20 protein-coding genes are annotated in these 21,704 nt (G+C 60.6%); 18 read left to right on the forward strand and 2 right to left on the reverse strand.

Going from position 1 to position 21,704, the window contains the following annotated elements:
• The first annotated feature begins 75 nt into the window (after nt 1-75).
• Nucleotides 76-1,155 (forward strand): isocitrate/isopropylmalate dehydrogenase family protein, encoded by a 1,080-nt coding sequence (locus tag GGD66_RS21310; RefSeq protein ID WP_183258899.1) that lies wholly within the window; start codon nt 76-78, stop codon nt 1,153-1,155.
• 6 nt (nt 1,156-1,161) lie between these two features.
• On the opposite strand, the gene GGD66_RS21315 is transcribed toward GGD66_RS21310, so the two are convergent.
• Nucleotides 1,162-2,058, reverse strand: a complete 897-nt coding sequence (locus tag GGD66_RS21315) for a LysR family transcriptional regulator (protein WP_183258900.1) — start codon at nt 2,056-2,058, stop codon at nt 1,162-1,164.
• Nucleotides 2,059-2,821: 763 nt separating this feature from the next.
• On the opposite strand from GGD66_RS21315, the gene GGD66_RS21320 reads away from it, so the two are divergent.
• From GGD66_RS21320 to GGD66_RS42240, 16 genes are all read left to right on the forward strand, one after another.
• Nucleotides 2,822-3,301: a hypothetical protein gene (locus tag GGD66_RS21320; protein ID WP_183258901.1), complete on the forward strand. Its 480-nt coding sequence runs from the start codon at nt 2,822-2,824 to the stop codon at nt 3,299-3,301.
• Nucleotides 3,302-3,504: 203 nt separating this feature from the next.
• Nucleotides 3,505-4,557, forward strand: a complete 1,053-nt coding sequence (locus tag GGD66_RS21325; RefSeq protein ID WP_183258902.1) for an NAD(P)-dependent alcohol dehydrogenase — start codon at nt 3,505-3,507, stop codon at nt 4,555-4,557.
• Nucleotides 4,558-5,649: 1,092 nt separating this feature from the next.
• Nucleotides 5,650-7,320, forward strand: a complete 1,671-nt coding sequence (locus tag GGD66_RS21330; protein ID WP_183258903.1) for an aromatic/alkene/methane monooxygenase hydroxylase/oxygenase subunit alpha — start codon at nt 5,650-5,652, stop codon at nt 7,318-7,320.
• Between the two features lie 84 nt (nt 7,321-7,404).
• Nucleotides 7,405-8,445, forward strand: coding sequence for a 2Fe-2S iron-sulfur cluster-binding protein (locus tag GGD66_RS21335; protein ID WP_092252087.1), 1,041 nt, complete (start codon nt 7,405-7,407; stop codon nt 8,443-8,445).
• 61 nt (nt 8,446-8,506) lie between these two features.
• The gene (locus tag GGD66_RS21340) at nt 8,507-9,577 is read left to right on the forward strand and encodes an aromatic/alkene monooxygenase hydroxylase subunit beta (RefSeq protein ID WP_092252089.1); all 1,071 of its coding nucleotides are present in this window, start codon (nt 8,507-8,509) and stop codon (nt 9,575-9,577) included.
• A gap of 6 nt (nt 9,578-9,583) precedes the next feature.
• The gene (locus GGD66_RS21345) at nt 9,584-9,955 is read left to right on the forward strand and encodes an MmoB/DmpM family protein (protein ID WP_183258904.1); all 372 of its coding nucleotides are present in this window, start codon (nt 9,584-9,586) and stop codon (nt 9,953-9,955) included.
• 122 nt (nt 9,956-10,077) lie between these two features.
• Nucleotides 10,078-11,100 carry an amidohydrolase family protein gene (locus tag GGD66_RS21350; protein WP_092252091.1) on the forward strand — a complete coding sequence of 341 codons (1,023 nt, stop codon included), beginning with the start codon at nt 10,078-10,080 and terminating at the stop codon, nt 11,098-11,100.
• Between the two features lie 5 nt (nt 11,101-11,105).
• A complete protein-coding gene (locus GGD66_RS21355) occupies nt 11,106-11,942 on the forward strand; it encodes a metal-sulfur cluster assembly factor (protein WP_183258905.1) in 837 nt (278 codons plus the stop codon).
• A 104-nt stretch (nt 11,943-12,046) separates the two neighbouring features.
• A complete protein-coding gene (locus GGD66_RS21360) occupies nt 12,047-13,678 on the forward strand; it encodes a molecular chaperone GroEL (protein ID WP_104463820.1) in 1,632 nt (543 codons plus the stop codon).
• Between the two features lie 175 nt (nt 13,679-13,853).
• Nucleotides 13,854-14,348: a hypothetical protein gene (locus tag GGD66_RS21365; RefSeq protein WP_183258906.1), complete on the forward strand. Its 495-nt coding sequence runs from the start codon at nt 13,854-13,856 to the stop codon at nt 14,346-14,348.
• A 103-nt stretch (nt 14,349-14,451) separates the two neighbouring features.
• Nucleotides 14,452-16,518, forward strand: a complete 2,067-nt coding sequence (locus GGD66_RS21370) for a sigma-54-dependent Fis family transcriptional regulator (RefSeq protein ID WP_092252099.1) — start codon at nt 14,452-14,454, stop codon at nt 16,516-16,518.
• A gap of 17 nt (nt 16,519-16,535) precedes the next feature.
• Nucleotides 16,536-16,985, forward strand: a complete 450-nt coding sequence (locus GGD66_RS21375; protein WP_179731012.1) for a hypothetical protein — start codon at nt 16,536-16,538, stop codon at nt 16,983-16,985.
• Nucleotides 16,982-17,290 carry a hypothetical protein gene (locus GGD66_RS21380; protein WP_183258907.1) on the forward strand — a complete coding sequence of 103 codons (309 nt, stop codon included), beginning with the start codon at nt 16,982-16,984 and terminating at the stop codon, nt 17,288-17,290. Before GGD66_RS21375 ends, GGD66_RS21380 begins: the two co-directional genes overlap by 4 nt.
• Nucleotides 17,291-17,298: 8 nt before the next feature.
• The gene (locus GGD66_RS21385; protein ID WP_246788940.1) at nt 17,299-18,414 is read left to right on the forward strand and encodes a WD40 repeat domain-containing protein; all 1,116 of its coding nucleotides are present in this window, start codon (nt 17,299-17,301) and stop codon (nt 18,412-18,414) included.
• Nucleotides 18,415-18,461: 47 nt separating this feature from the next.
• Nucleotides 18,462-18,644, forward strand: a complete 183-nt coding sequence (locus GGD66_RS21390; protein WP_092252105.1) for a hypothetical protein — start codon at nt 18,462-18,464, stop codon at nt 18,642-18,644.
• Nucleotides 18,645-18,693: 49 nt separating this feature from the next.
• Nucleotides 18,694-19,980 carry a PAS domain-containing methyl-accepting chemotaxis protein gene (locus GGD66_RS42240; RefSeq protein ID WP_092252107.1) on the forward strand — a complete coding sequence of 429 codons (1,287 nt, stop codon included), beginning with the start codon at nt 18,694-18,696 and terminating at the stop codon, nt 19,978-19,980.
• Between the two features lie 505 nt (nt 19,981-20,485).
• Here the strand turns inward: GGD66_RS42240 and GGD66_RS41180 are convergent.
• Nucleotides 20,486-20,668 carry a hypothetical protein gene (locus GGD66_RS41180; protein ID WP_210321623.1) on the reverse strand — a complete coding sequence of 61 codons (183 nt, stop codon included), beginning with the start codon at nt 20,666-20,668 and terminating at the stop codon, nt 20,486-20,488.
• Between GGD66_RS41180 and GGD66_RS21400 the strand changes: the two genes are divergently transcribed.
• A complete protein-coding gene (locus GGD66_RS21400) occupies nt 20,667-21,626 on the forward strand; it encodes a fatty acid desaturase (protein WP_183258908.1) in 960 nt (319 codons plus the stop codon). The genes GGD66_RS41180 and GGD66_RS21400 overlap by 2 nt on opposite strands.
• Nucleotides 21,627-21,704: the final 78 nt, after the last annotated feature.

Raw genomic sequence — 21,704 nt, forward strand, 5'->3', positions numbered from 1 at the left:
ATGCGACGCCGTGCATATCCTGCCGCGAGGGAAGCGACGCTATCACCACGCGATCAGATTTATCGAGCGAGTATCATGAAGGACACTTACAAGATTGCCGTCGTGCATGGCGACGGAATTGGACCCGAGGTTGGTCGTGCGGCGGTTGCGGTGCTGCAAGCCGGGGTCCAGACCGGTACGCTCCAGTTCGTGGAATACCCGGCGGGCGCCACTCACTTTCTCGAAACGGGAGACTCCTTTCCGGTGGCCTCGTTCGAGGGCTGTCGCGCGGCGGACGCCATTCTCCACGGGGCGGCCGGCATTCCCGGTGTGGTTCACCGGGACGGCACCGAAGCCGGGCTGGATTTCACGTTGACGCTCCGCTTCAAGTTGGATCTGTTTGCCAACGTGCGGCCCATCAAGCTCTACAAGGGGGTACCGTCTCCGCTCGGGCGTCCAGGGTCGATCGACTATGTCATCGTCAGGGAGAACAGCGAGGGACTGTACGCTGCGCGCGGTGCGGGTGCGCTGCTGCGAGAGGAAGTTGCGGTCGATACGCTGGTCCAGACCCGAAAGGGTATCGAGCGAATCGTCCGGTTCGCTTTCGAGCTTGCCAGGACGCGAAACGGTTCGCCGAAGGACGGACGGCGCCGCGTAACGTGCTGCGACAAGGCCAACGTGTTGCGCACCTATGCGTTCTTCCGCGCCGTCTTCGACGAAGTCGCCAAGGACTATCCCGACATCGAATCCGAGCACGTCCTCGTCGATGCGATGACGGTTCATCTCGTCAACAAGCCGTCGCACTTCGACGTGATCGTCACCGAGAACATGTTCGGCGACATCATTTCGGATCTCGGTGCGGCGACTGTCGGCGGCATGGGCATGGCGCCATCGGAAGAGGTTGGGGACGGGATCGGTTTCTTTCAGGCCTCGCATGGCTCGGCGCCGGACATCGCCGGGAAGGGACTTGCCAATCCCTATGGGACCATCCTGGCGTCGATTCTGATGCTGAGGCGTCTGGATCAGCGCTATCGGGACAGCCGGCTGCGGCTTGGGGCCGACAGGATCGAAGCTGCCGTACGCGCCGGGTTGGAAGACGCTACGCTGAGGACGCGCGACATCGGCGGCAATGCGACGACCAATCAAGTTGTCGATACACTTCTGAAGTTGCTCTGAGTGCGGTCAGCGAAGCTGAGCCAGACTCGAACGGATCAATGATATCAGTTGCTCGGTGTTCGGACGCCGAGCTGGGCCGCGCGTGGTGATCAAGCCGATCCGGCGAAGCTTGACGTAATCGGAGATCGGGACTACCCGAAATTGCTGAACGCCGGCCTGAACCAGCGCGACCCGCGGTACGATTGCGATGCCGAGGCCGGACGCTGCGAGGGCGAGTGCCGTCGTGGCGGCCTGGACTTCGAATTGCACGTCGAGGCGGACGCCAAGCGTCTCCAGCGTCTCGTCGATCAATCCTCGAACCGCGGTCGTTTTCGACAACAGGATGACCGGCTTTTCGACCAGATCGGCGAAGCTGGTGCTCGATTGGCCCTCGTCGAACACTGCTGGTACGCAGGCAACAAGGGGATCCTCAAGGATTGGCTCGAACTCATAGTCTCCCATGTCGGGGACCTCCGGACCAATGCCGAACTCGACATCCTGCCGCTTCAGCAACTCGAGCATGGGCCCGGTGGAGATCTCCATGAGCTGCACCTGGCTTCGCGGATGACGGACCTTGAACGTTGCAAGGATGTTAGGAAGCCATCCGGACGCCAGCGTCGGAACGCAGGCCATTCGAATGTGACGGCTGCGAGACTGAGCTGATTCCGTCAGCTGATCGAGCCCAGACTGGACTTCCTGAAGCGCGCGCTTTGCCTGTTCAAACAGGATTCGACCCTCGGCGGTGAGCAGCACCTTTTGCGGCGTTCTGCGAAACAGAAGAACGCCGATCTGCTCCTCCAGGTCGCGGACCTGCATGCTCACCGCAGAAGGAGACCGGTTGGACTCTTCTGCAGCCTTGCGGAAGCTTTCGTGCTCGGCGGCGAGGAGGAAGGTGTGGAGCAGCTTGAGATTGATGTTCGGCAAGTCCTAATACCTCGATGGGTTCTTGCGCGATTCTGGAATGTGGAGCGAACCCAGCGCCGATCGACATGTATATCTGTCGGAATAGGCTGCCGTCTTCATGAAAACAAGACGCCGTCGCGCTGCAGCATGGTTCCAGATTCATCGAGGCAGATGCGAAGGACCGCGTTTGATCGGCTTGAATTGCTTTGGCTGTAGCTAGCTCAAATGGGCTCATGATGGATTGGAGCGAGAGGCCAGGTTTTTCAATTGGTTAGATGGCGCCGTGTGCGCCACGTGTGCACCGGGAGATCAAAGAAAATCTGTCCTCGACAAACGTGGCTATGTCTTTAGTGCCCTGAACATCGTCGACAAACCGAGCCTGCAGCATCAGCGCCGCCTGAACGCCAAAACGTGCGCCCAAAAGGGCATTGCCGCGCCGGCTTACCCGCCGAGAACACCAGCCGCATGCAATGATTGCCGACGATGGCGGTGTGCCGACCTTTCCGTGTGCATGCAACCAAGGGCCAAGGCGAACCATAGTTGGCCAGCGTCCAAACGCCCCGATGCTTGACGCCATGGCCTGCAAATATTCACGAGCCTAGAGTGCCTTGTAGGATCAGAGGCAGTAGGCCGCCGGCACGGAGGATCTCGCACTCAAGGCCTGTTTCGATTGCGGCGGTCGTCTGGAAGCTGTCGAGCTCGGTTTCGCCGCGATGGAGGCGTACAGTCACACTCCCGCGGGGGTGGATGGCATCGAGCGGAGCATCGATCTCGATCGTGTGGCTTGGGAGTAGGTTCCGGCCTTCTCGCGCGAAAGCTCACCGAGGCGGTCCACGACAATCTGAAAAATCTCGGGGGCGCGGGACACCGCTGCGACCAGGGTCTTCTCGCCGGCATCATTTCGTGGCGTCGCGACGCCGTAGACGAAAACGTCGGAGAGGAGGCCCGATTTGATCAGAGCCGCTTCCACCAGCGCCGTGTTAATGAAGTCGCCGTCGCACCGAACGCCTCCGCCGATCCGTTCTTGCGTCGACCATTGCGTTGTCCATGCCCGCGATGGCGCATCCTTTCCCCCTCATCATTCACCATCATCGGCGTCTATTGCAGCGGCAATAACGTTTTCGACGTCTACGTCATCGCGAAGCTCAATGCGGCCTTCGTAGCCGCCATGAATGACAGCTCGATCAAATCGATTCTCGATGCGCAGGCAATCAGGCTCACATTGATGGCGAGCGGGCCCGACGTCCCGAACAGGAGGGTATAACCATCGGCCGCGCGCCAACAGCCTTTCTGCGTTGCAGCGCGGACGTCACTGTTCATCCATGATGAAACAACCGCGCAGCAAAGTCCACCCGCGGCTCGGACAATGGCTGTTGGCGCCGCGACATAAATCTACTGGCACAAAAAATGCTGAGGCTCGAATGACCCGACGGCGCACCGAAGTTCGCCGGGGGCACGGAGGAGAAAATGAGAGCCCAAGTATTGAGAGCCTACGACGAGAAACTGTCCAACGACCTTTGGGTCGGGGAAGAGAAGGTGCCTGATCCGAAGCTGACAAAATCAACGGACGTCATCGTCCGCATCGGTGGTGCGGGCGTATGCCGAACCGACCTTCACATCGTCGAAGGCGTGTGGAAGCCGCACATGGATCCGAGCGGTGACAAGCTGCTTCCCCTCATTATGGGGCACGAAAATGCAGGCTGGATCGAAGAGGTTGGCAAGGAAGTCGAGGGACTAAAGAAGGGCGATCCTGTCATCGTCCATCCGAAGATCAGCGGCGGGACGTGTCTCGCCTGTCGCCGAGGATTCGACATGCACGGTCCTGGAACGTTCCCAGGCCTCGATTGCAATGGCGGCTACGCAGAGTTCCTTTGCACCTCAGAACGCAACATCGTCCCGCTGCCACGGACTTTGGCGCCAAAGGATGTCGCGCCATACGCTGATGCAGGCCTCACCGCCTATCGCGCTGTCAAGAAGGCCACGCGTCACCTTTTGCCAGGCGAATCTTGCGTTGTTATCGGTGCGGGAGGGTTGGGCCACATCGGAATCCAGTGCCTCAAAGCGATGTGTGCGGCCGACATTATTGTCGTCGACAAGTCCGAAGCATCGCTGAAACTGGCCGAAAAATCGGGCACCGATCATCTCGTGAAAGCTGACGGCAACGAAGTGGAAGCCGTTCTGGGCCTGACCGGTGGAAACGGTGCGGAAGCAGTGATCGACTTCGTCGGCGAGAAGGGCACGACGTCGAAGGGCTTGGCAATGACCCGTCCGATGGGCAGCTACTACGTCGTCGGTTACGGCGAGGACATTCGGGTGCCGACAGTCGACATGGTGATAACCGAGAAAAACATTATCGGAAATCTGGTCGGCACATGGGCCGAACTAACCGAGCTGATGGCTCTTGCGGACCGAGGTCTGGTTGAGCTTGCCACGGCCGAGTATCGCCTTGCGGACGCCAATAAGGCCTTGCACGATCTCAATGCCGGCAAAATTCATGGACGGGCCGTGTTAATCCCTTGAAGGATAGCTGCATCATCCATCGCGAGCATGCATTTCCTCGCGATGGATCGAGCGAGCGGCCATCGTCATGCTCACGCGCTGCTGCAGCAGTCCAATCAGATCGGGCTCACGCAAGCTCATATCGCAGTGCAAACACCGCAAAAATGGACAGTGGTCTGATCTCCGGAGTCTCATTGTGCGCCATCGTCTCAATTTGCATCGTTGTCAATCTCATATCGATATGATCGCTTAGGATCGCCGTATGAGGTTCGTCCTCGTCAATGGCAGAACACCGTGGCTGAAGACGTTCTGCATGTCTTGCTCAGAGCCCATTCACGCTCACTATCTGAGAGAAGTGAGCACCGGGCTCCCTTTCTGCGATCATGATTGCTACGCCCAGTATACGGAACGCTGGATCGAGAAGGTCCGGCGATCAAACCAGGCGGCCGGTTTCGAGGGCTATCGCTAGTCCAAGTGGGCGGGCAACGAGCCGGTCTCGGCAATGCGCGGCCTTCAACGCGAAAGAGTCTGTCGCATCGAGGAGCTGTGTTCAATTCCCAAAGCGCCCAACGTATTGCCAGGGGAAATTCTGGCGCTGCTGCAGCGCAAACATTGCGCCGCGAAGTGCCGGTCTCCGCGTTGCTCCGATTCTCATTTTGCAACTCTTGTCGCAGTTTGCATTTCCGCGGGTCGCCAACCGGGAGCCGCGACGTCTCCGTCAGTGCTGATCCTCACTTCCGGCAGTCAGAAATCGATTTGGCGGGGCAGGAGAGCGCTGGCACGCCCATTGCAAAGCTGTTTGGCACAACAACGCTGACTGCTCCGTCCGGGGCGAGCCGCGAAAAGAACGAGGGAAGGGGATGTCAAGCTGAGGGCGAACCTCGCGCGGGCTGACTCAATTGCGATCGGAAGACGGCTGGGTCCGAAGATCGCTCCTGATCATCCCTGAGGCGTTCCACAGTCATCCTGAGACCCTTGCCGATATCAAACGTCCGGCCGTGCAAACGGTCGCGAGGTGGCCCGTAACGCACGGGTAAGCACTGCTCGGTCCGCGAAGGTCCAGGCAGGCGGAATATCGATGTGGTTTCTGACCCGATCAGGAGGAAAGACGAAATGTCTGGAACGCTAACACTCAACAAGATCACCGCCCAGCGCGGCATTTCTGTCGGTGAGGCTGCAAAGAAGATTGCAGATCTCGGATGGAATCCGTCCTACGTCCAGGAAGCGATGACCTTCCCCACCGACTACAAGATCACGAAGGCGCCGAAGGATCCGATGAAGCAGGTCCTTCGCTCCTATTTCCCGATGCAGGAGGAAAAGGACAACCGCGTCTACGGCGCCCTCGATGCCGCGCTTCGCGGCGACATGTTCCGCAACGTCGAGCCACGTTGGGTCGAGTGGATGAAGCTGTTCCTGGCGATCATCCCGTTCCCGGAAATCTCCGCCGCGCGGTCCATGGCCATGGTCGGACGCCTTGCACCCGGCGAAGATCTCCGTACTGGCTTCACCATGCAGATGGTCGACGAATTCCGTCACTCGACCATCCAGATGAACCTGAAGAAATGGTACATGGAGAATTACATCGACCCGGCCGGTTTCGATATAACGGAGGAGGCGTTCGGCAAGTGCTACGCCACCACGATCGGTCGCCAGTTCGGTGAAGGCTTCATCACCGGTGACGCCATCACGTCGGCGAACGTCTACCTGACCGTCGTCGCCGAGACGGCGTTCACCAACACGCTGTTCGTCGCCATGCCGTCGGAGGCGGCGCGTAACGGCGACTATGCGCTGCCAACCGTGTTCCTTTCGGTTCAGTCGGACGAGAGCCGCCATATCGGCAACGGCCACTCGATGTTGATGTCGATGCTGAAGGAGCCGGAGAACCACCTGCTGCTCGAACGCGACATGCGGTATGCCTTCTGGCAGAACCATGCCATCGTCGACGCGGCGATCGGGACGTTCATCGAATACGGCACCACGAACCGCGACAAGAACAAGGAGTCGTACGCGGAGATGTGGCACCGCTGGATCTTCGAGGACTATTACCGGACCTATATGCTGCCCCTCGAGAAGTACGGCATCAAGATCCATCATGACGACGTGCAGACCGCCTGGAAGCGGCTGACCGAGAAGCACTACGTCCACAAGGTCGCGCAATTCTTTGCGGTCGGCTGGTCGGCGAACTTCTGGCGCATCGAGGCCCAGACCGACAAGGACTTCGAGTGGTTCGAGCACAAATATCCGGGCTGGTACGCGCAGTTCGGCGAGTTCTGGAAATGGTACGAGAAGCTGTCGCATCGCGGCCAGACCAACATCCTGTTCAACAGCGACGTCGGCTACGTCTATCCGCATCGTTGCTGGTCGTGCCTCGTTCCGTGCCTGATCCGTGAGGACATCGTCACCGACGAGATCGACGGCAGGCTGCACACTTTCGCCCATGAGCTCGACCGCTGGACGGCCGTCGAAGCCTTCGCCGGCGAGTACCAGGGTCGTCCGACCCCGGCGATGGGGCGGTTCAGCGGCCGTCGCGAGTGGGAGAGCGTCTACCACAACGTGGATATCGCCGACGCCATCAAGGATCTCGGCTTCGTGCGCACGGATGGCAAGACGCTGGTCGCCCAGCCGCATCTGCGGTTCGACCAGAAGGAAATGTGGACGCTCGACGATGTCCGCGGCCACATCCTCAAGAGCCCGCTGCAGACGCTGCGGGAGATGAGCCCGGTCGACCGCGAGACTCATCTTGCCGACTACCGCAAGGGATTCACGATCAATCCCTGCAACTAAGTGAGACGGAAGGGGCCGGCTGCGGCCGGCTCCTTCCAGATCGCTCCCCGGAAGAAATGAAAGCGTTCGTTTGAGGAGGCCCCTATGGGCGCGCCCGCTAATGTCGTTCGCCTGCAACCGGTAGGCATAGAGTTCGAGGTCGAGGAGAACGAAACGGTTCTCGACGCTGCGTTTCGTCAAGGGATCGCGCTGCCGCATGGTTGCAAGGAGGGGCAGTGCTCGGCGTGCAAGTGCGTTCTTACTGGTGGGGACGTGGAGCTGAAGAAATACTCGACGTTTGCCCTGAACGAGATGGAGCGTGGCCAGGACTACATTTTGCTCTGTCGGACCTTGGCGTACTCGGATCTGGAGGTGGAGCTCCTCAACTATGACGAGGAAGTGCTGTCGAAATCGATTCCCGTCAAGGATTTCACGGGCACCGTTACGAACGTCTCTGCGCTGACCCATGACATCCGCCGCCTCGAAATCACACTGGAGCAACCTCTGAAGTTCTGGGCGGGTCAATATGTCGACATCACGCTCCCGGGACCAGAGACGATTACGCGCTCGTTTTCCATGGCAAATTCGCCGGGCGAAAGCCAAAAACTCGCGTTCATCATCAAGAAGTATCCCAACGGGCGCTTCTCCTCACGACTCGACGGAGATCTCGCCGTCGGAACCGAAGTCGGAATCAAAGGACCCTACGGGACATGCTTCCGACGAGAAAACAAAACGGGAGCCATGATCCTGGTCGGCGGTGGATCCGGAATGTCGCCGCTGTGGTCCATCCTGCATGATCACATCAGCTCCGGGGAAGTTCGTCCGGTGCGCTTCTTCTACGGAGCCAGGACGCAGGGCGACCTTTTCTATCTCGATCGCTTCGCCGAGCTCGCAGCCAACCATCCGGAGTTCACCTTCGTCCCCGTTCTTTCCCATGCAGCGGACGATACGGCCTGGAGTGGAGCGAAGGGCTTCGTGCACGAAGCGGTCGGATCGCACCTTCGTAGCGCCGGATATGGCGAAGACGTCGACGTTTACGCTTGCGGACCATCGCCGATGATCGAGGCGTTGACGCCGGTACTGCAGATGAACGACGTCGAGTCAGACCGAACCTTCTTCGACAAGTTTACGCCAGCCAACAACTAGGGCGGCTTTGACCGCCGAGCGAACCATCTTAAGGCCCGACAACAGGAGGAGGAAGACGACCATGACTGCCGTTCAAACTGAATCAGCCAAATCCGGTGCAGCAGGCTCTGCGGTGTTCCCGGACTCGGATAGCCGAAAATATCGGTATTTCGAGCCGCGCAGCAAGCGAGCCACGCACTACGAGGACGTGACGGTCGACGTCCAACCCGACCCGGAACGCTACCTGTTGCAGGACTGGATCATCGCCTTTCCGAACGGGAAGGGTGCCTACACCAAGGACAACACGGCGGCGCTCAGCTCGAACTGGCACGCCTTCCGCGCCCCCGACCAGGAGTGGGAGCGCACTCACTACCAGCGGCAGTCCAGGATCGAGGCGATGGTCCAGGCGGTGATCGCCAACGGCCGCAAGTCCGGCGCACCGAAGAGCTTCGACAAGGCCTGGATCAAGATCCTGCAAAACCATCTGGGCGCCTGGAAGCATGCCGAGTTCGGTCTCGGCACGTCGCTGATGCAGGCTCAGCGCTACGGCTACACCCAGATGATCAACAACGCGACGCTGACCAACTCGTCGTACAAGCTCCGCCTTTCCCAGGACATCACGCTCTATCTGGCCGAAATCGGAATGGACATTCCGGGCTTCGACGACGCGGCAGGCAAGCGCGCCTGGCTCGAAGACAAGGGCTGGCAAGGTACCCGGGAAGCGATCGAATCGATCATGGGTTCGCCCGACTATCTCGAGCAGTACTTCGCCACGAACATCGTGTTCGAGCCACTCGTCGGCGAATTGTTCCGCAGCGGTTTCCTGATGCAGGTGGCCTCGTCGAACGGCGATTTCATCACGCCGCCGGTGATTTCGTCTGCGGAGGCGGATTACGAGCGCAATCTCGCCAACACGATCGATCTGATGCACCTCCTGGTGACCGACAATCAGCATGCCGCCCACAACAAGAAGCTGTTCCAGGGCTGGGTGAACAAGCATGTGGCGCTGGCAAACAAGGCGGCGGCCGGCCTTCAGCCGATCTGGTCGCAACCGCACTCGAAGCCGGTGCAATACGCCGATGCCCGTGCGCAGTCGGTCGAACGCATCAAGAAGATTCTCGGCGAGCTCGGCCTCACCCTTCCCAAGGAGTAAATTGCAATGTCCGTCGTCTCCAGGTCTGCGACCAACCAGAATATCTTCCAGAAGATGGGAGATTTTCGTTTCGAGCAAACGATTTCCCATCAGTGCGGCGTCACCATGAACGACAGCGTCGAGGCGCGAGCCATTGCCGAGTTCATGGGAAAGAAGCCGAACGTCACCGTGACCTACCAGCCCGCGCTGATCCGCATCGACGGCGAGGGCAAGCTGATCTTCAAGATGGACGAGATCAGCGAAATCCTAGGGAAGGAAATGACGGCCGAGATCTTCGAGGTGAATACCTCGACCCACTACGGCCGGATGGTGCGCATCGACGACAACACGGTGACGCTGTTCGGCAACATGGACGAGGTCTTCGAATACATCGAGTGAGCTCCATTCTCCCTGACTGGGTGGGGCCGCTTCGTGGCCCCACCTCTTCTCGAACCGTTCCAGCGCGACGACTGCGCATCGATTGATCGAATAGAGCTAACCAAGGATTCCTGGAGATCACCATGTTTATCACTCCCAGCGGCGAGGAAGTTTTCGTTATCGACGGCCACACCCATTTCTGGGACGGTAGTCCGGCAAACCAGCTCAACATCCACGGCAAGCAGTTCATCGACTGCTTCTACGCTTATCACACCTCGCTCAGTCCGAAGGACAAGCTCTGGCCGAAGGAGCAGTTCGAGAAATACAGTGCCGATCAGATGTACCACGATCTGTTCGTCGATGGTCCGGACGACATGGCCGTCGTTCAGTCGACCTACCTGACCGAGTTCTACAAGAACGGGTTCAACACCATCGATCGCAATGCCGAGATGGCGAAGAGGTACAAGGACCGCTTCATCGTCAACGGCGCCTTCGACCCGCGGGATGGCGAGAAGGCTCTCGAGTACATCCACTACATGAAGGAGACGTTCGGCATCAAGGGCGTCAAGCTCTATACGGCCGAGTGGAAGGGCGACTCGCGCGGGTGGAAGCTTACGGATCCCAACGCCTATCGCTGCTTCGAGCTTTGCCAGAAGCTGGGGATCACCAACATCCACGTCCACAAGGGGCCGACGATCATTCCGTTGGACAAGGATGCCTTCGATGTTCACGACGTCGACCATGCCGCGACCGATTTCCAGGGGCTGAATTTCATCATCGAGCATTGCGGCCTGCCGCGACTCGACGATTTCTGCTGGATCGCCGTGCAGGAGACCAACGTCTATGGCGGCCTGGCGGTGGCCCTGCCGTTCATCCACGGACGTCCGCGCTACTTCGCCGAGGTGATCAGCGAATTGCTGTTCTGGGTCGGTGAGGACAAGATTCTCTTCGGCAGCGACTACGCGATCTGGACGCCTCGCTGGCTGGTCGAGAAGTTCTGGAACTTCGAGCTGCCGGAAGACCTGAAGCAGGAGCACGGCGTCGACCTCACTCCCCAGGCGAAGCGGAAGATTCTGGGCCTCAATGCGGCGCGCCTCTATGGCGTCGACGTCGAGGCACAGAAGGCGAAGCTTGCGCAGCAGGTTCATGCGACTGCGGCGGAGTAGACATCATGAGCGCGCTCCAACATCAGCATGATCGTAAGACCGGCGAGGTGTGGGAGCGCCTTGCGATGGTGACGGATCCGGAGCTGGACGAGTCGGTTACCGAGCTCGGATTTGTCGAGCAAGTCTCCGTCGATCATGACGACGGCGTCGAGATCGTCTTTCGTCTGCCGACCTATTGGTGTTCGGCGAACTTCGCCTTCCTGATGGCCGATGACATGCGCCGGGCGGTATCCTCGCTGCCGTGGGTTCGCGAGGCCCGTCCGCGGCTTCGGGATCACATGGTCGCCGAGGAGATCAACAAGGGTGTCCGCGAGGGCATGTCGTTTGGTGATGCACTCAAGGACTTCGCGGCCGGCGGGTCGCTTGACGAGCTGCGGGAGAAATTTCGCCGCAAGGCATTCGAGCGGCGCCAGGAGACCATGATACTGGCATTGCGAGGGCTGGGTTATGAGGATCCGGCGATCTGCCGGATGGATCTGAGCACCTTTGACGCGATCAACTTCGACTCGGAGGAAATTGCCCGCCAGAAGCCGCGTTATCGAGAGCTTCTGGTCGAGCGGAACCTCGCCAATCTCGCCGGCGATCGCGCCTTTGTCACCTACGATGGATGCACCATCAAGCGACACGAAATGGTCTCGTATCTGCAGCGGTTGCGAGGCGTGCGTATCAACATGGAGTTCAACAGCTCCTTGTGCAGAGGGCTTCTTGCGGTCCGCTATCGCGAGGTCGATGGGGATCGGTCGAGCCGGACGCCCGGGCCATGCGGCGGCTGCGGCAGTGGTTGTGCCGCACAGTCAGTCGGGCCGGCGGTCACAAAGACACATTCTGCCGCGCTTGTGTGAGGCTGGGCCGCTACACGAAACGCCTGCGAGCGCCAATAGACGGAGCGGACAGCAAGCCCGCCCGAGCTGATAACCAAGAGACGACCACGTGGGAGTGAAGCGCAATGCCAAAAGTTCTGCTGCATGACATCGAAGCTCGCCGTGCTCTCGCGCGCGGGGTCCAGAAGCTCGCCGCCGCGGTCGAATCGACGCTCGGTCCGAAGGGCATGAACGCTATGGTGGATAGGCCGATCGGCACGCCCATCGTATCGCGAGACGGCGTGACCATCGCCTCCGAGATCGAACTGCCGGACCGGTTCGAGAACATGGGGGCACAGGTGGTGCGGGAGGTCTCGATGCAGACCAACGAAGTCGCCGGCGACGGTACGACGACGGCGATGGTGCTCGCGAACGGCCTCATTCAAGGCGGCGTTGTAGCCCTGGAGCGAGGCGCCAAGGCCGTCGATCTCTGCAAGGGGATCGACCGGGCCGTCGAGGTCGTGGTCGAGACCCTGAAGGGTGCGGCGGTCGCCGTAACGGATCGCAAGACCCTGCAGGCGGTGGCGACGATCGCATCGACCGACGCTCACCTGGGCGGCCTGATCGCCGAGGCGGTCGAGCGCGTTGGCAAGGACGGCATCATCAGTTCCGAATACGGGCTGACGACGAGCACGACGCTCGAGGTCGTCGAAGGCATGTCGTTCGACCGCGGTTACATTTCCCACCATATGGTGACGGACGTCGAGAAGATGGAAGTGGTGCTGGACCAGCCCTACATTCTCCTGACCGACCTGAAGATCAGGACGCCGAGCGAACTGTCACCGGTCCGCGCGATGGTGGCCGCGACCGGACGCCCGCTCGTCATCGTCGCTGAAGAGATCGCGCCGGAGGTCGTCGTCACGCTGCTGGGTGATGGCAACCGCGGCAAGGTGCTGGTGGTCAATCCACCGGACTACGGCCACTGGCGCAAGGCGATGATGGACGACCTCGCCATCATCACCGGCGGGCGGGTCATTGCCCGCGAGCTCGGCGGCAGGCTGGAAGAGATCGGTATCGGCGATCTCGGCACCGCGCGGCAGGTGCGGGCAAGTGCGCGTGAAACGGTCATCATACGCGGCGGTGGCGACGACGCGGCGATTGCGGCGCGGCGCCAGCAGGTGGCCAAGCAGCACGATCTGGCACCGCCCAACATCGAGCAGGACAAGCTCAAGGAGCGCCTCGCCAAATTGTCGGGCGGAACCGCGGTTATCTTTGCGGGGGGCGTCACGCCGGTCGAGCAGAAGCGCACGATCCAGCTGATCGACGATGCGCTGAGCGCGGCGCGGGCCGCGGCCGAGGAGGGCATCGTGCCCGGTGGCGGCACGGCATTGGCGCAGTGCGCGCCGGTGGTGGCGCGCACGCTCGGCAACATCAATGGCGATCTGGGTGAAGGCATCAGGCTGGTACGTGAAACCTTGTCGCGTCCTGCCGCCTTCATCGCGCGAAATGCGGGGCATGACGCGCAGAAGGTCGTGGCCGAGCTGCAAAGCTCGCGGACGGGTGTCGGATTCGACGCCGCAAACGGCGTTTTCATCGACATGGTTTCGGCCGGCATCGTCGACCCCGTCAGGGTGACGTATACCGCGCTTCGAAACGCAGCCTCCGTCGCCACGCTGGTCCTGACCACCAACACGCTGGTTGCGGACGTGCCGCAATACACTGATCCGACGCAGGGACCGGCGCTCGGCGGCGGAGCAGAGAAGCTTGGCCGCGCATGAGGCGTGTGCACGCACCTCGTGTTCCGCCGCACCGCTTCAGGCGCGAGCGGTCGGGATATCCTAGGTGACAACGATCCGGAACGCGGTACAATCTTGGAAGCTCCGGCATGAGCCGAAGGAGGCGTGTAACAAGCCTCCACGGACATCCGACTAGCCGAGCAGGAGGAAGCGGGACATGGCCTACATCATCTCCAAACGCGACGGTCCGCACCGCGAAGAGGTGGCGGCGAAGGACTTCCTTCAGAAGAACCGCACCACCATCAACTCGCTCGCCAATCATCTGACGCTCGGGCGTTGGCGGGAGTTGCGCAATCCGAAGCCTCCTTCACAGCCCGAGCCATCCGGCAAGCTCTGGTCTACGTCTCCGGCGCGGCCAAAGGAGCTCGAGCCCTATGTGCGGATCAGCTTTAATGGTCGCGTCGTGATCGCCGATCTCGCTTCGGGCCGGCAGCTCCATTTTGTCGGCGAGCTGCGCGGCAGCGGCCGATCGCGCCGCTTCGCGCTGGCGACGCGCGAGAACGGGATCTTCGATCCGCTGGACGACGAGTTGTACAAGGTCCTGGTCGACCTGGAAGGCGTGAGCGTCCCCGATGAGACGTCGGAGGCGCAGCTGGAGCAGGTCATCTCAAATCGTCTCGGCTTGGACGCGATCGCCAGAAGCATCGAATAGTCTCCACGACCTGGACCTTGCGGGATATCGATCTCGATCGGGTCCGACTCATGTCGTTTCTGCCGATCAAGCGGCTGTTTGCCCATTCAGATTTGGTGCCCCAATGCTGACGGAAACGTTCATGGCTAAGCCGCCGTTTTCCCTGGAAGGCTACAAAGTTCCGGACGCGACTGATGCGGAGCAGGGGCGGCCCTACGATGAACGAGAGACCAACAGAGCGTGGGAAAACTTCCTGACGTTCGGGGACGCGAAGCGCGAGAACGCGCTGGTGCGAGGCGTCATCGAGGAGTCGTGGCAGCGCAGCATCCAATCGGGCGTCGATGCCCGTTGCAAGGGTAGCGGTCTCATCGCCTCGCCGGACGATCTCTATGAGCTCCGTCTGAAGAACGACGACCTGCTCGGCTCCAGCGCTCAGACCTTTCGCCGGGTGGCGGATGTCCTCGGCGATGCGGCCACGATGTTGGTCATCACCGACAGGAACGGCGTCGTGCTCGATGTCGGGGGCGACCAGCGGACGATCGATGCGGGACACGATATTCGCCTCGAAGTCGGCGCCGACTGGGGTGAGACGGTGACCGGCACCAACGGCATTGGCACGGCGCTCGTCACGGGCAAGCCGGTCCATGTCCACGCGGCGGAGCACTTCTCCGAAGGCATCAAGGCCTGGACCTGCGTCGGCAGTCCCATTCGCAGCCCGATCGACGGCAGCATCATCGGCATCATCGATTTTTCCGGACCCCAGGCGATCTTTCACCGACACAACGTCGCATTGGCGGTGATCGCGGCCAACCATATCGAGCTTGCCCTTTCGGAAAAGATCCGGCTCGAGAGAATACTGCTCCTCGAGGCGAGCATCTCTCGAATGCCGGGGATGGGCAGTGCCGACGGCGTGGTAATCCTGGATCGCTTTGGTCGGGTCGTCCATCACAACGACATGGCGTCGGCTCGCTGGCGGCGGCTCGCGCAGTCTCGTGAGTTGAGCATTGGGTCACAGATTCTTCCAAGTCGCGAAGGCCTGTTGGGAAAAGACCTGGCCGAGGGGTTGCCCGAGGAGCTGCGCGAGCAGCGGATCGAGCCATTAATCGTCGACGGGGTCGTGAAGGGCGCAATGCTCGTGCTTGCTTCGAAGCCGCGGACAAATCCTGCTGCAGCCGAGATGTCGCCGACAACCCGCGCCGCCCTGATGTCGGCAAAGGAAGCAATCGTCGGATGTAGCGAGGCATTGCTTGAGGTGGTGCAGAAAATCGAGCGGGCGGCGCTTGGCCGGACAGCAATCCTGCTCGAGGGCGAGACGGGCGTCGGCAAGGAACTCTTCGCCCGCTTGGTTCATGCCGCCAGCCAGAAGACCGGCAAGGAGCCTTTCGTTGCCTTCAATTGCGGTGCGGTTTCGAAAGAGTTGCTCGGCGGCGAATTGTTCGGGCATGCGCCGGGCGCTTATACCGGCGCTACGCGCGAGGGAAGGCCCGGGCGGTTCGAATTTGCCAATGGCGGCGTGCTCAGCTTGGACGAGATCGGCGAGATGCCGATGGACCTGCAACCTTACCTGCTCCGTGTGCTGGAAGAGCGCGCGGTGTACAGACTAGGTGACAGCAAGGCGCGCCCGGTGGACGTCAGGCTGGTGGCGTCGACCAATCGGAACCTGAAGCAGGAAGTGGCCGAGGGACGTTTCCGGAAAGATCTGTACTTCCGGATTGGCGTCGTCAAGTTCACCATTCCGCCGCTCCGCGACCGGCTGGGCGATGTCGAGATCCTGATCGATCACTTCAACAGGCAATTCGCTACGATCTACAGCACCCAGCCGCTGCGCTTCGAGGCGGCCACGATGGAGTTGCTGCGCCGCTATTCCTGGCCGGGAAACGTTCGCGAGCTGCGCAATCTGATTGAGAACCTGGTGCTGATGACGATAACCGGCATCGTCACGCCCAGGGACCTGCCAGAGGATTTCGTGGAGGTCACGCCGGCTCAACCTCCCTCGATGTCGGTGCAGTCGGAGAACAGCGCGACGGGATCGGAGGGCGACGAGATCGCGCGCTTTGACGAGATGGAGCGGCGTGCCATCGAGAGGGCCGTCGCAAACGCCGGCGGCAATATTGCGGCTGCCGCGGAAAAGCTGGGGCTCTCGCGCGCTACGCTGTACCGCAAATTGCACCAATACCGTTCCCGGACCTAGCGATCGGAGAGCCTTTCATGGCGGCTGTCTGGGATGAGCAAAAGGGCGGGAAAGGTCCGGCCCCCGCGGCGACGCTGGCCTCGCAGATCCTTGCGCGCGCCGACCGCGACGTCACTTTCGTGGTGCACCTGGTTGGCGAAAGCCAGAGTTTGCTGGTGCGGCATTTCATCTTGTTCATCGAGACCGAGCTCGCAAAGCGCGGCATGAGCTACGGCGTACATCCGCTGCTGCGGCCGTTCGTCGAAACGCATGCACGCGAGCTGTCGGATTTCGTATTGCAGGGGATCGGTTTGCGGCATCAGTTCGGTCTTCAGGCCATCGAGACGATGAGGGGCGATCCGGCGCGGTTGCTGAGGGTCGACCTGTGGGACTCGCTCCAATCTTACGTCAACGACGCGCAGCAACACTTCGTATCCGATGCCCGGGGTCTCCAGCGGATCCTTGATCAAATCGAGCCGAGCGCATGAGTGTCGATCCGGAGGTTCTTGTCGAGATGCTGAAGGAGCGGTTGCTCGTCGTTCAGCAGATGTCGGCCGCTCAATCGTGGAACCTTCTGAACCGTCAGCTTGCCGGTGGAGCAGAATTCGAGATTCAGAGGATTGAGCAGGAAATCGCGGCGACGGGCGATTCGCATGCATTCGGCCACGTTATCGAGGAAGCGCACGAGCGCTTGAAGGAAGCAAGGGCCGGAATGGCAACATGCGGCGCCCAATGCGCCGCGCTGGAACGACGCCTTGAAGAACTCGACAGGTGTATTGCGACCGGCAGGTGAGACGACCGATGGACACGATGGAAGCTGAGACCGCTACGCTCTATGACTTGCTTGGTCGGCATTGGACCATGGGGGCGCCGGTTACGAACGCGGCGTTCGACGCTGCGGGACAAGCAGTGGCGTTCGCGCTTGCCGATGGCTCTCTGGCCATCGCTCCGCTGGCCGACAGCGAACCGCCGAAGGATCGCTATCGTATGGCCTTGGACGGCGGCCGATCGACGATCTCACCGCGGCGGAATCCGGTCCCGCCGTTGACGAAAGTCGTCATCAGCGATGCTTCGCTTCATCTCGCCTCGATCGAGCCGGAGGGCTTCATCGCAAGCGATGGCAGTCAGTTGCTGCACGTGTCGGCATCCGGCGTCACGCGACAGGCCGCAAAACTAGCGGCCCCGATCGATCTGGTAGCCCCGGTGCATGCCGGCGGTATTCTGGCGGCTTCCGATGGGTCGGTCATATACTGCGATTCCAACGGCGACGTCGGATGGCTTCAGGAGCGTGCGGGAGGGCGTTCATCCGCGATCGCCGTCTCGCCAGACGGTCGGAGCTTCGCGATAGGAGCTGACGGTTGTCTGCTTGTGCGTGCCTTCGGACCCCGACCTGAGCCCACCGCTCCAATGGCTTTCGGCTTCATCTCCAGCTTGGCATGGAGTCCCGATGGAAGCTGGCTGGCAATGTCCGTCGCAGAAGGAGGTATCGTATTGCTGCGCCTTTCCGATGCGCGCGCCGTTCGGATTCCGAGCTATCCTGCAAGCGTCCGGTCTCTTTCGTGGAATGCAGACTCCCGCGTTCTTGTGACGAGCGGAGCCTACCGCATGATCGCATGGGACGTTTCCAGTCTCGACGACGGTGGCGAACAGCCGAAGAGCGTTGGCACCGGCCGCGGTGGCTTCGTCCTTGTCGAGGCAGTGGACGTGCATCCGGGACGTCCGTTGGTTGCGGCAGGATACAGCGACGGCAGGGTCGTCGTTGCCAGGATCGGCGAACCCGACGAACTGGTCGTCAAACCGCCGGGCCGGAGCCCGGTCCAAACCGTCCGCTGGTCCGACGACGGCCAGCATCTTGCCATCGGGACACACGGCGGCGAGGCGGCGATCGTGACGTTCCCGCCGCAGATCTTCAAGTAACGGCGAGCTGGGCGACGAGCCTTGCCGCGAGCTCCAGGAGCAAGTTCATGACAGCCACCGAAGCGCGAAGCGAAGCCACAAGCAAGGATCACTTCTTCAAGGAACTGGCGGAGCTCTCCGAGCGCATGATTGCCGCGCACGGAAAGGAGTTTTCGATGGGGGCCTTGGTGTTGGCGGCGAGGTTCATCGCCGAAAACAAGCCCTTCGAGAGTAGCGCAACAACGCAGTGACAGGTCATCTAACTGCACGCGAAATCTAATCGAAGGGTCAAGGGGCAGCATGTTGAAGGGGCTTATTCGGGACAACGAACTCGTCCACAAGGCCGAGTGGCTCGAGACGCTGTCACTGCATTGTGGCATCGGATTGTGGGATGCGATCCTATATGAGGGGGATGCGATGCACGCCAAGGCGCGGTGGACCTGGTCGAGCGAATTCCGGCGCTTGTGCGGGTACAAGACGGAAGCCGAATTTCCCAACGTCGTGCAATCTTGGTCTGATCGCCTCCACCCGGATGACGCTGCAGCGACATTCGCCGCGTTCGGTTCGACTTGCCAGACCGGCGTCGGCTACGATGTGAAGTACCGCTTGAAGGTTAGAGACGGAACCTATCGTTGGTTCCGAGCAACAGGTGGAGTTGTGTTGGACGAGAAAGGCCGGCCGCGGCGCGCCTGCGGATCGTTGGTCGATATCGATGAGCTCATGAAGGCGGAGGAAGAGAAGAGCGGGATGGTCCGTCGATTGGCAGTCGACTTTGAAAGCGCGATCGGAGAAATCGTTGATACCGTTTCTTCAGCTTCGAATGAACTCGAGAGCTCTGCGAGCAGTCTAAGCACCACGGCCGAACGCTCGCAAAAATCAACCACTGTCGCCGCTGCGGCCTCCGAGGCGGCGTCTAGCAACGTCCAGTCGGTTGCTTCTGCGGCCGAACAGCTATCTTCATCCGTCAGGGAAATCAGCCGACAGGTGCAGCAGGCCGCCAAGATCGCCAACGAGGCAGTTAGCCAAGCGCAGAAAACCAACGAGCGTGTCAGTGAATTGTCCAAGGCGGCCGCGCGAATCGGGGACGTGGTCGAGCTTATCAATGCGATCGCGGGTCAGACCAACCTGTTGGCACTGAACGCTACGATTGAGGCGGCGCGCGCCGGGGACGCCGGTCGGGGGTTCGCGGTTGTCGCCTCTGAGGTAAAGGCCCTGGCGGAGCAGACAGCCAAAGCGACGGGAGAAATTGGTCAGCAAATCGGTGCAATCCAGACTGCGACGCAGGAATCGGTGAGCACAATTGGCGAGATCACTGGTACGATAAGGAAGCTGTCGGAGATTTCGTCGACCATCGCGGCAGCCGTAGAGGAGCAAGGTGCGGCGACGCAGGAGATTGCGCGCAACGTTCAACAGGCCGCAAGCGGCACCCAACGCGTCTCCACCAACATCATAGATGTGCAGCGCGAGGCCTCCGAGACTGGTTCGGCGTCCTCGCTGGTCTTGTCGGCTGCTCGGTCGTTGTCGAGCGAGAGCAATCGTCTCAAAGACGAAGTGAGTCGGTTTCTCAAGACGATACGTGCCGCATGACAAGGGTGTTGGCGAGAAAATGAATCAGAACCTCGCCGAATTCGGTTCTGACTGCCACATGCCGCCAGGGGAAACTCTCTAACGGTTGCGTCGTTTACGCGCGCGATTCGTAACGGCCATTCTGACAGGAAGATGCGATGATCTGAACTGGCCAAGAAAGCCAAATGTCAGAACGGCCGTTCAAGACATTGCAGTATTTCGAGACTGCCAAGCAGAGTGCGCAGCGATCGGGCCCTCTGTTGCTTCTAATTCGATTGCGAGCGGTGACTGGGAATTCCTCTCGGGCGCATTGTCGCAGTTGCGACTGCTTGGCGATCACTTGCGCCCGGCGGCTATACTATTCTCGCGGAAATAGTATAACGGGAGTGGACGGGAAGAGGACTTGATAAGAGATTGAAATTGCAGAGCTATCGCTTTTCCGTGGCGCCCATGATGGATTGGAGTGAGAGTTCAAGTTTATCAATCGGTTAGAAGGCTGCGTGTGCACGACATGTGCACCGAGAGATCAACAAATATCTTGTGACGGCCAATGCGGTGAGGCGAGGGCCGCATCTCGAATGCCGGTGACCAACGCCCGCGAAATTAATTGCTTCTGCATTGCGGCGTCGCTCCCTAGGGTCGGTATGTGCTTGACGAATTCCAGCGTCTGCACGAGCGCGATCACCCGGAAGGAGGCGGCTAGGATCATGAGCAACGCGATCACTGCCACCGGAGAAAAGCCACTGACTCCAGCTATGCTGCGCGATTTGTCCGTGCGGTCCGATTGGCAAGGCCTGATCCGTGCGGCCAGCCACTACGGTATCATTGTCGTTGTCGGCGCGTTGATCTGGCTGGCCTCGTCGCGATACGGAATAGTCTGGGCGTTGCCGCTGGTCGTCGTCCAAGGCTACTTTGTCGCATTCCTGTTCATGGTGGTACACGAGACCGCCCACAAGACGGCGTTTCGTAGCCGCGCACTTAATCTCGCCTTCGGTCATCTCTCCTCGTTCGCAGTCGGCTTGCCTTACGAATACTACTGCCTGTTCCACTGGGATCATCACCGCTATACGCAGGATCCAAACAGGGATCCGGAACTGCTGTCGGTTCCGACCCCGACCTCGGACGCGCAACTGGTGATCGTCTACAGCGGCTTGCGGCAGGTTGCCTTCCGGGTGCGGCTGATGCTTCGCCACGCGTTGACCGGAAACGCCACGTCGCCCTGGATTCCGGAAAGCAAGCGCCACATCGTCGTGACGGAAGCTCGCTTCCATCTGGCAGGCTACGTCGCGCTGCTGCTGGCATCGGTCGCGCTGCACACCTTGATCCTGTTGTGGGTCTGGGTCATTCCCGTGATCGTCGGTCAATTGTTTCTGCGTCCGTATCTTCTTGCCGAACACACCGGTTGCGATCGCACGCGCAGCGCCTTCCAGAATACCCGCACCACCTATACCGCCATGTTCGTGCGCTGGTTTGCATGGAACATGCCCTATCATGTCGAGCATCATGCTTATCCTTCGATTCCGTTCCATGCGCTACCGAAACTGAACCGGATCGTCGCCGATCAGATCGTCTACCGGGGCCCAGGCTACATCGCAGTGACGCGGCAGACGTGGGCCTGGTTTCGCCGCGCACGCAACGGCATCGAAAGTCCCATCGGTTCTGATTGAACCGGGATCGCGGCTTCATGAAAAGGCAGCAGGGTGCCGTTGCCGCAGCCGGCGGCGCCGAAATGCCGCCCGCACTGC

The sequence above is a fragment of the Bradyrhizobium sp. CIR48 genome (assembly GCF_014198315.1).
Taxonomy (GTDB): domain Bacteria; phylum Pseudomonadota; class Alphaproteobacteria; order Rhizobiales; family Xanthobacteraceae; genus Bradyrhizobium.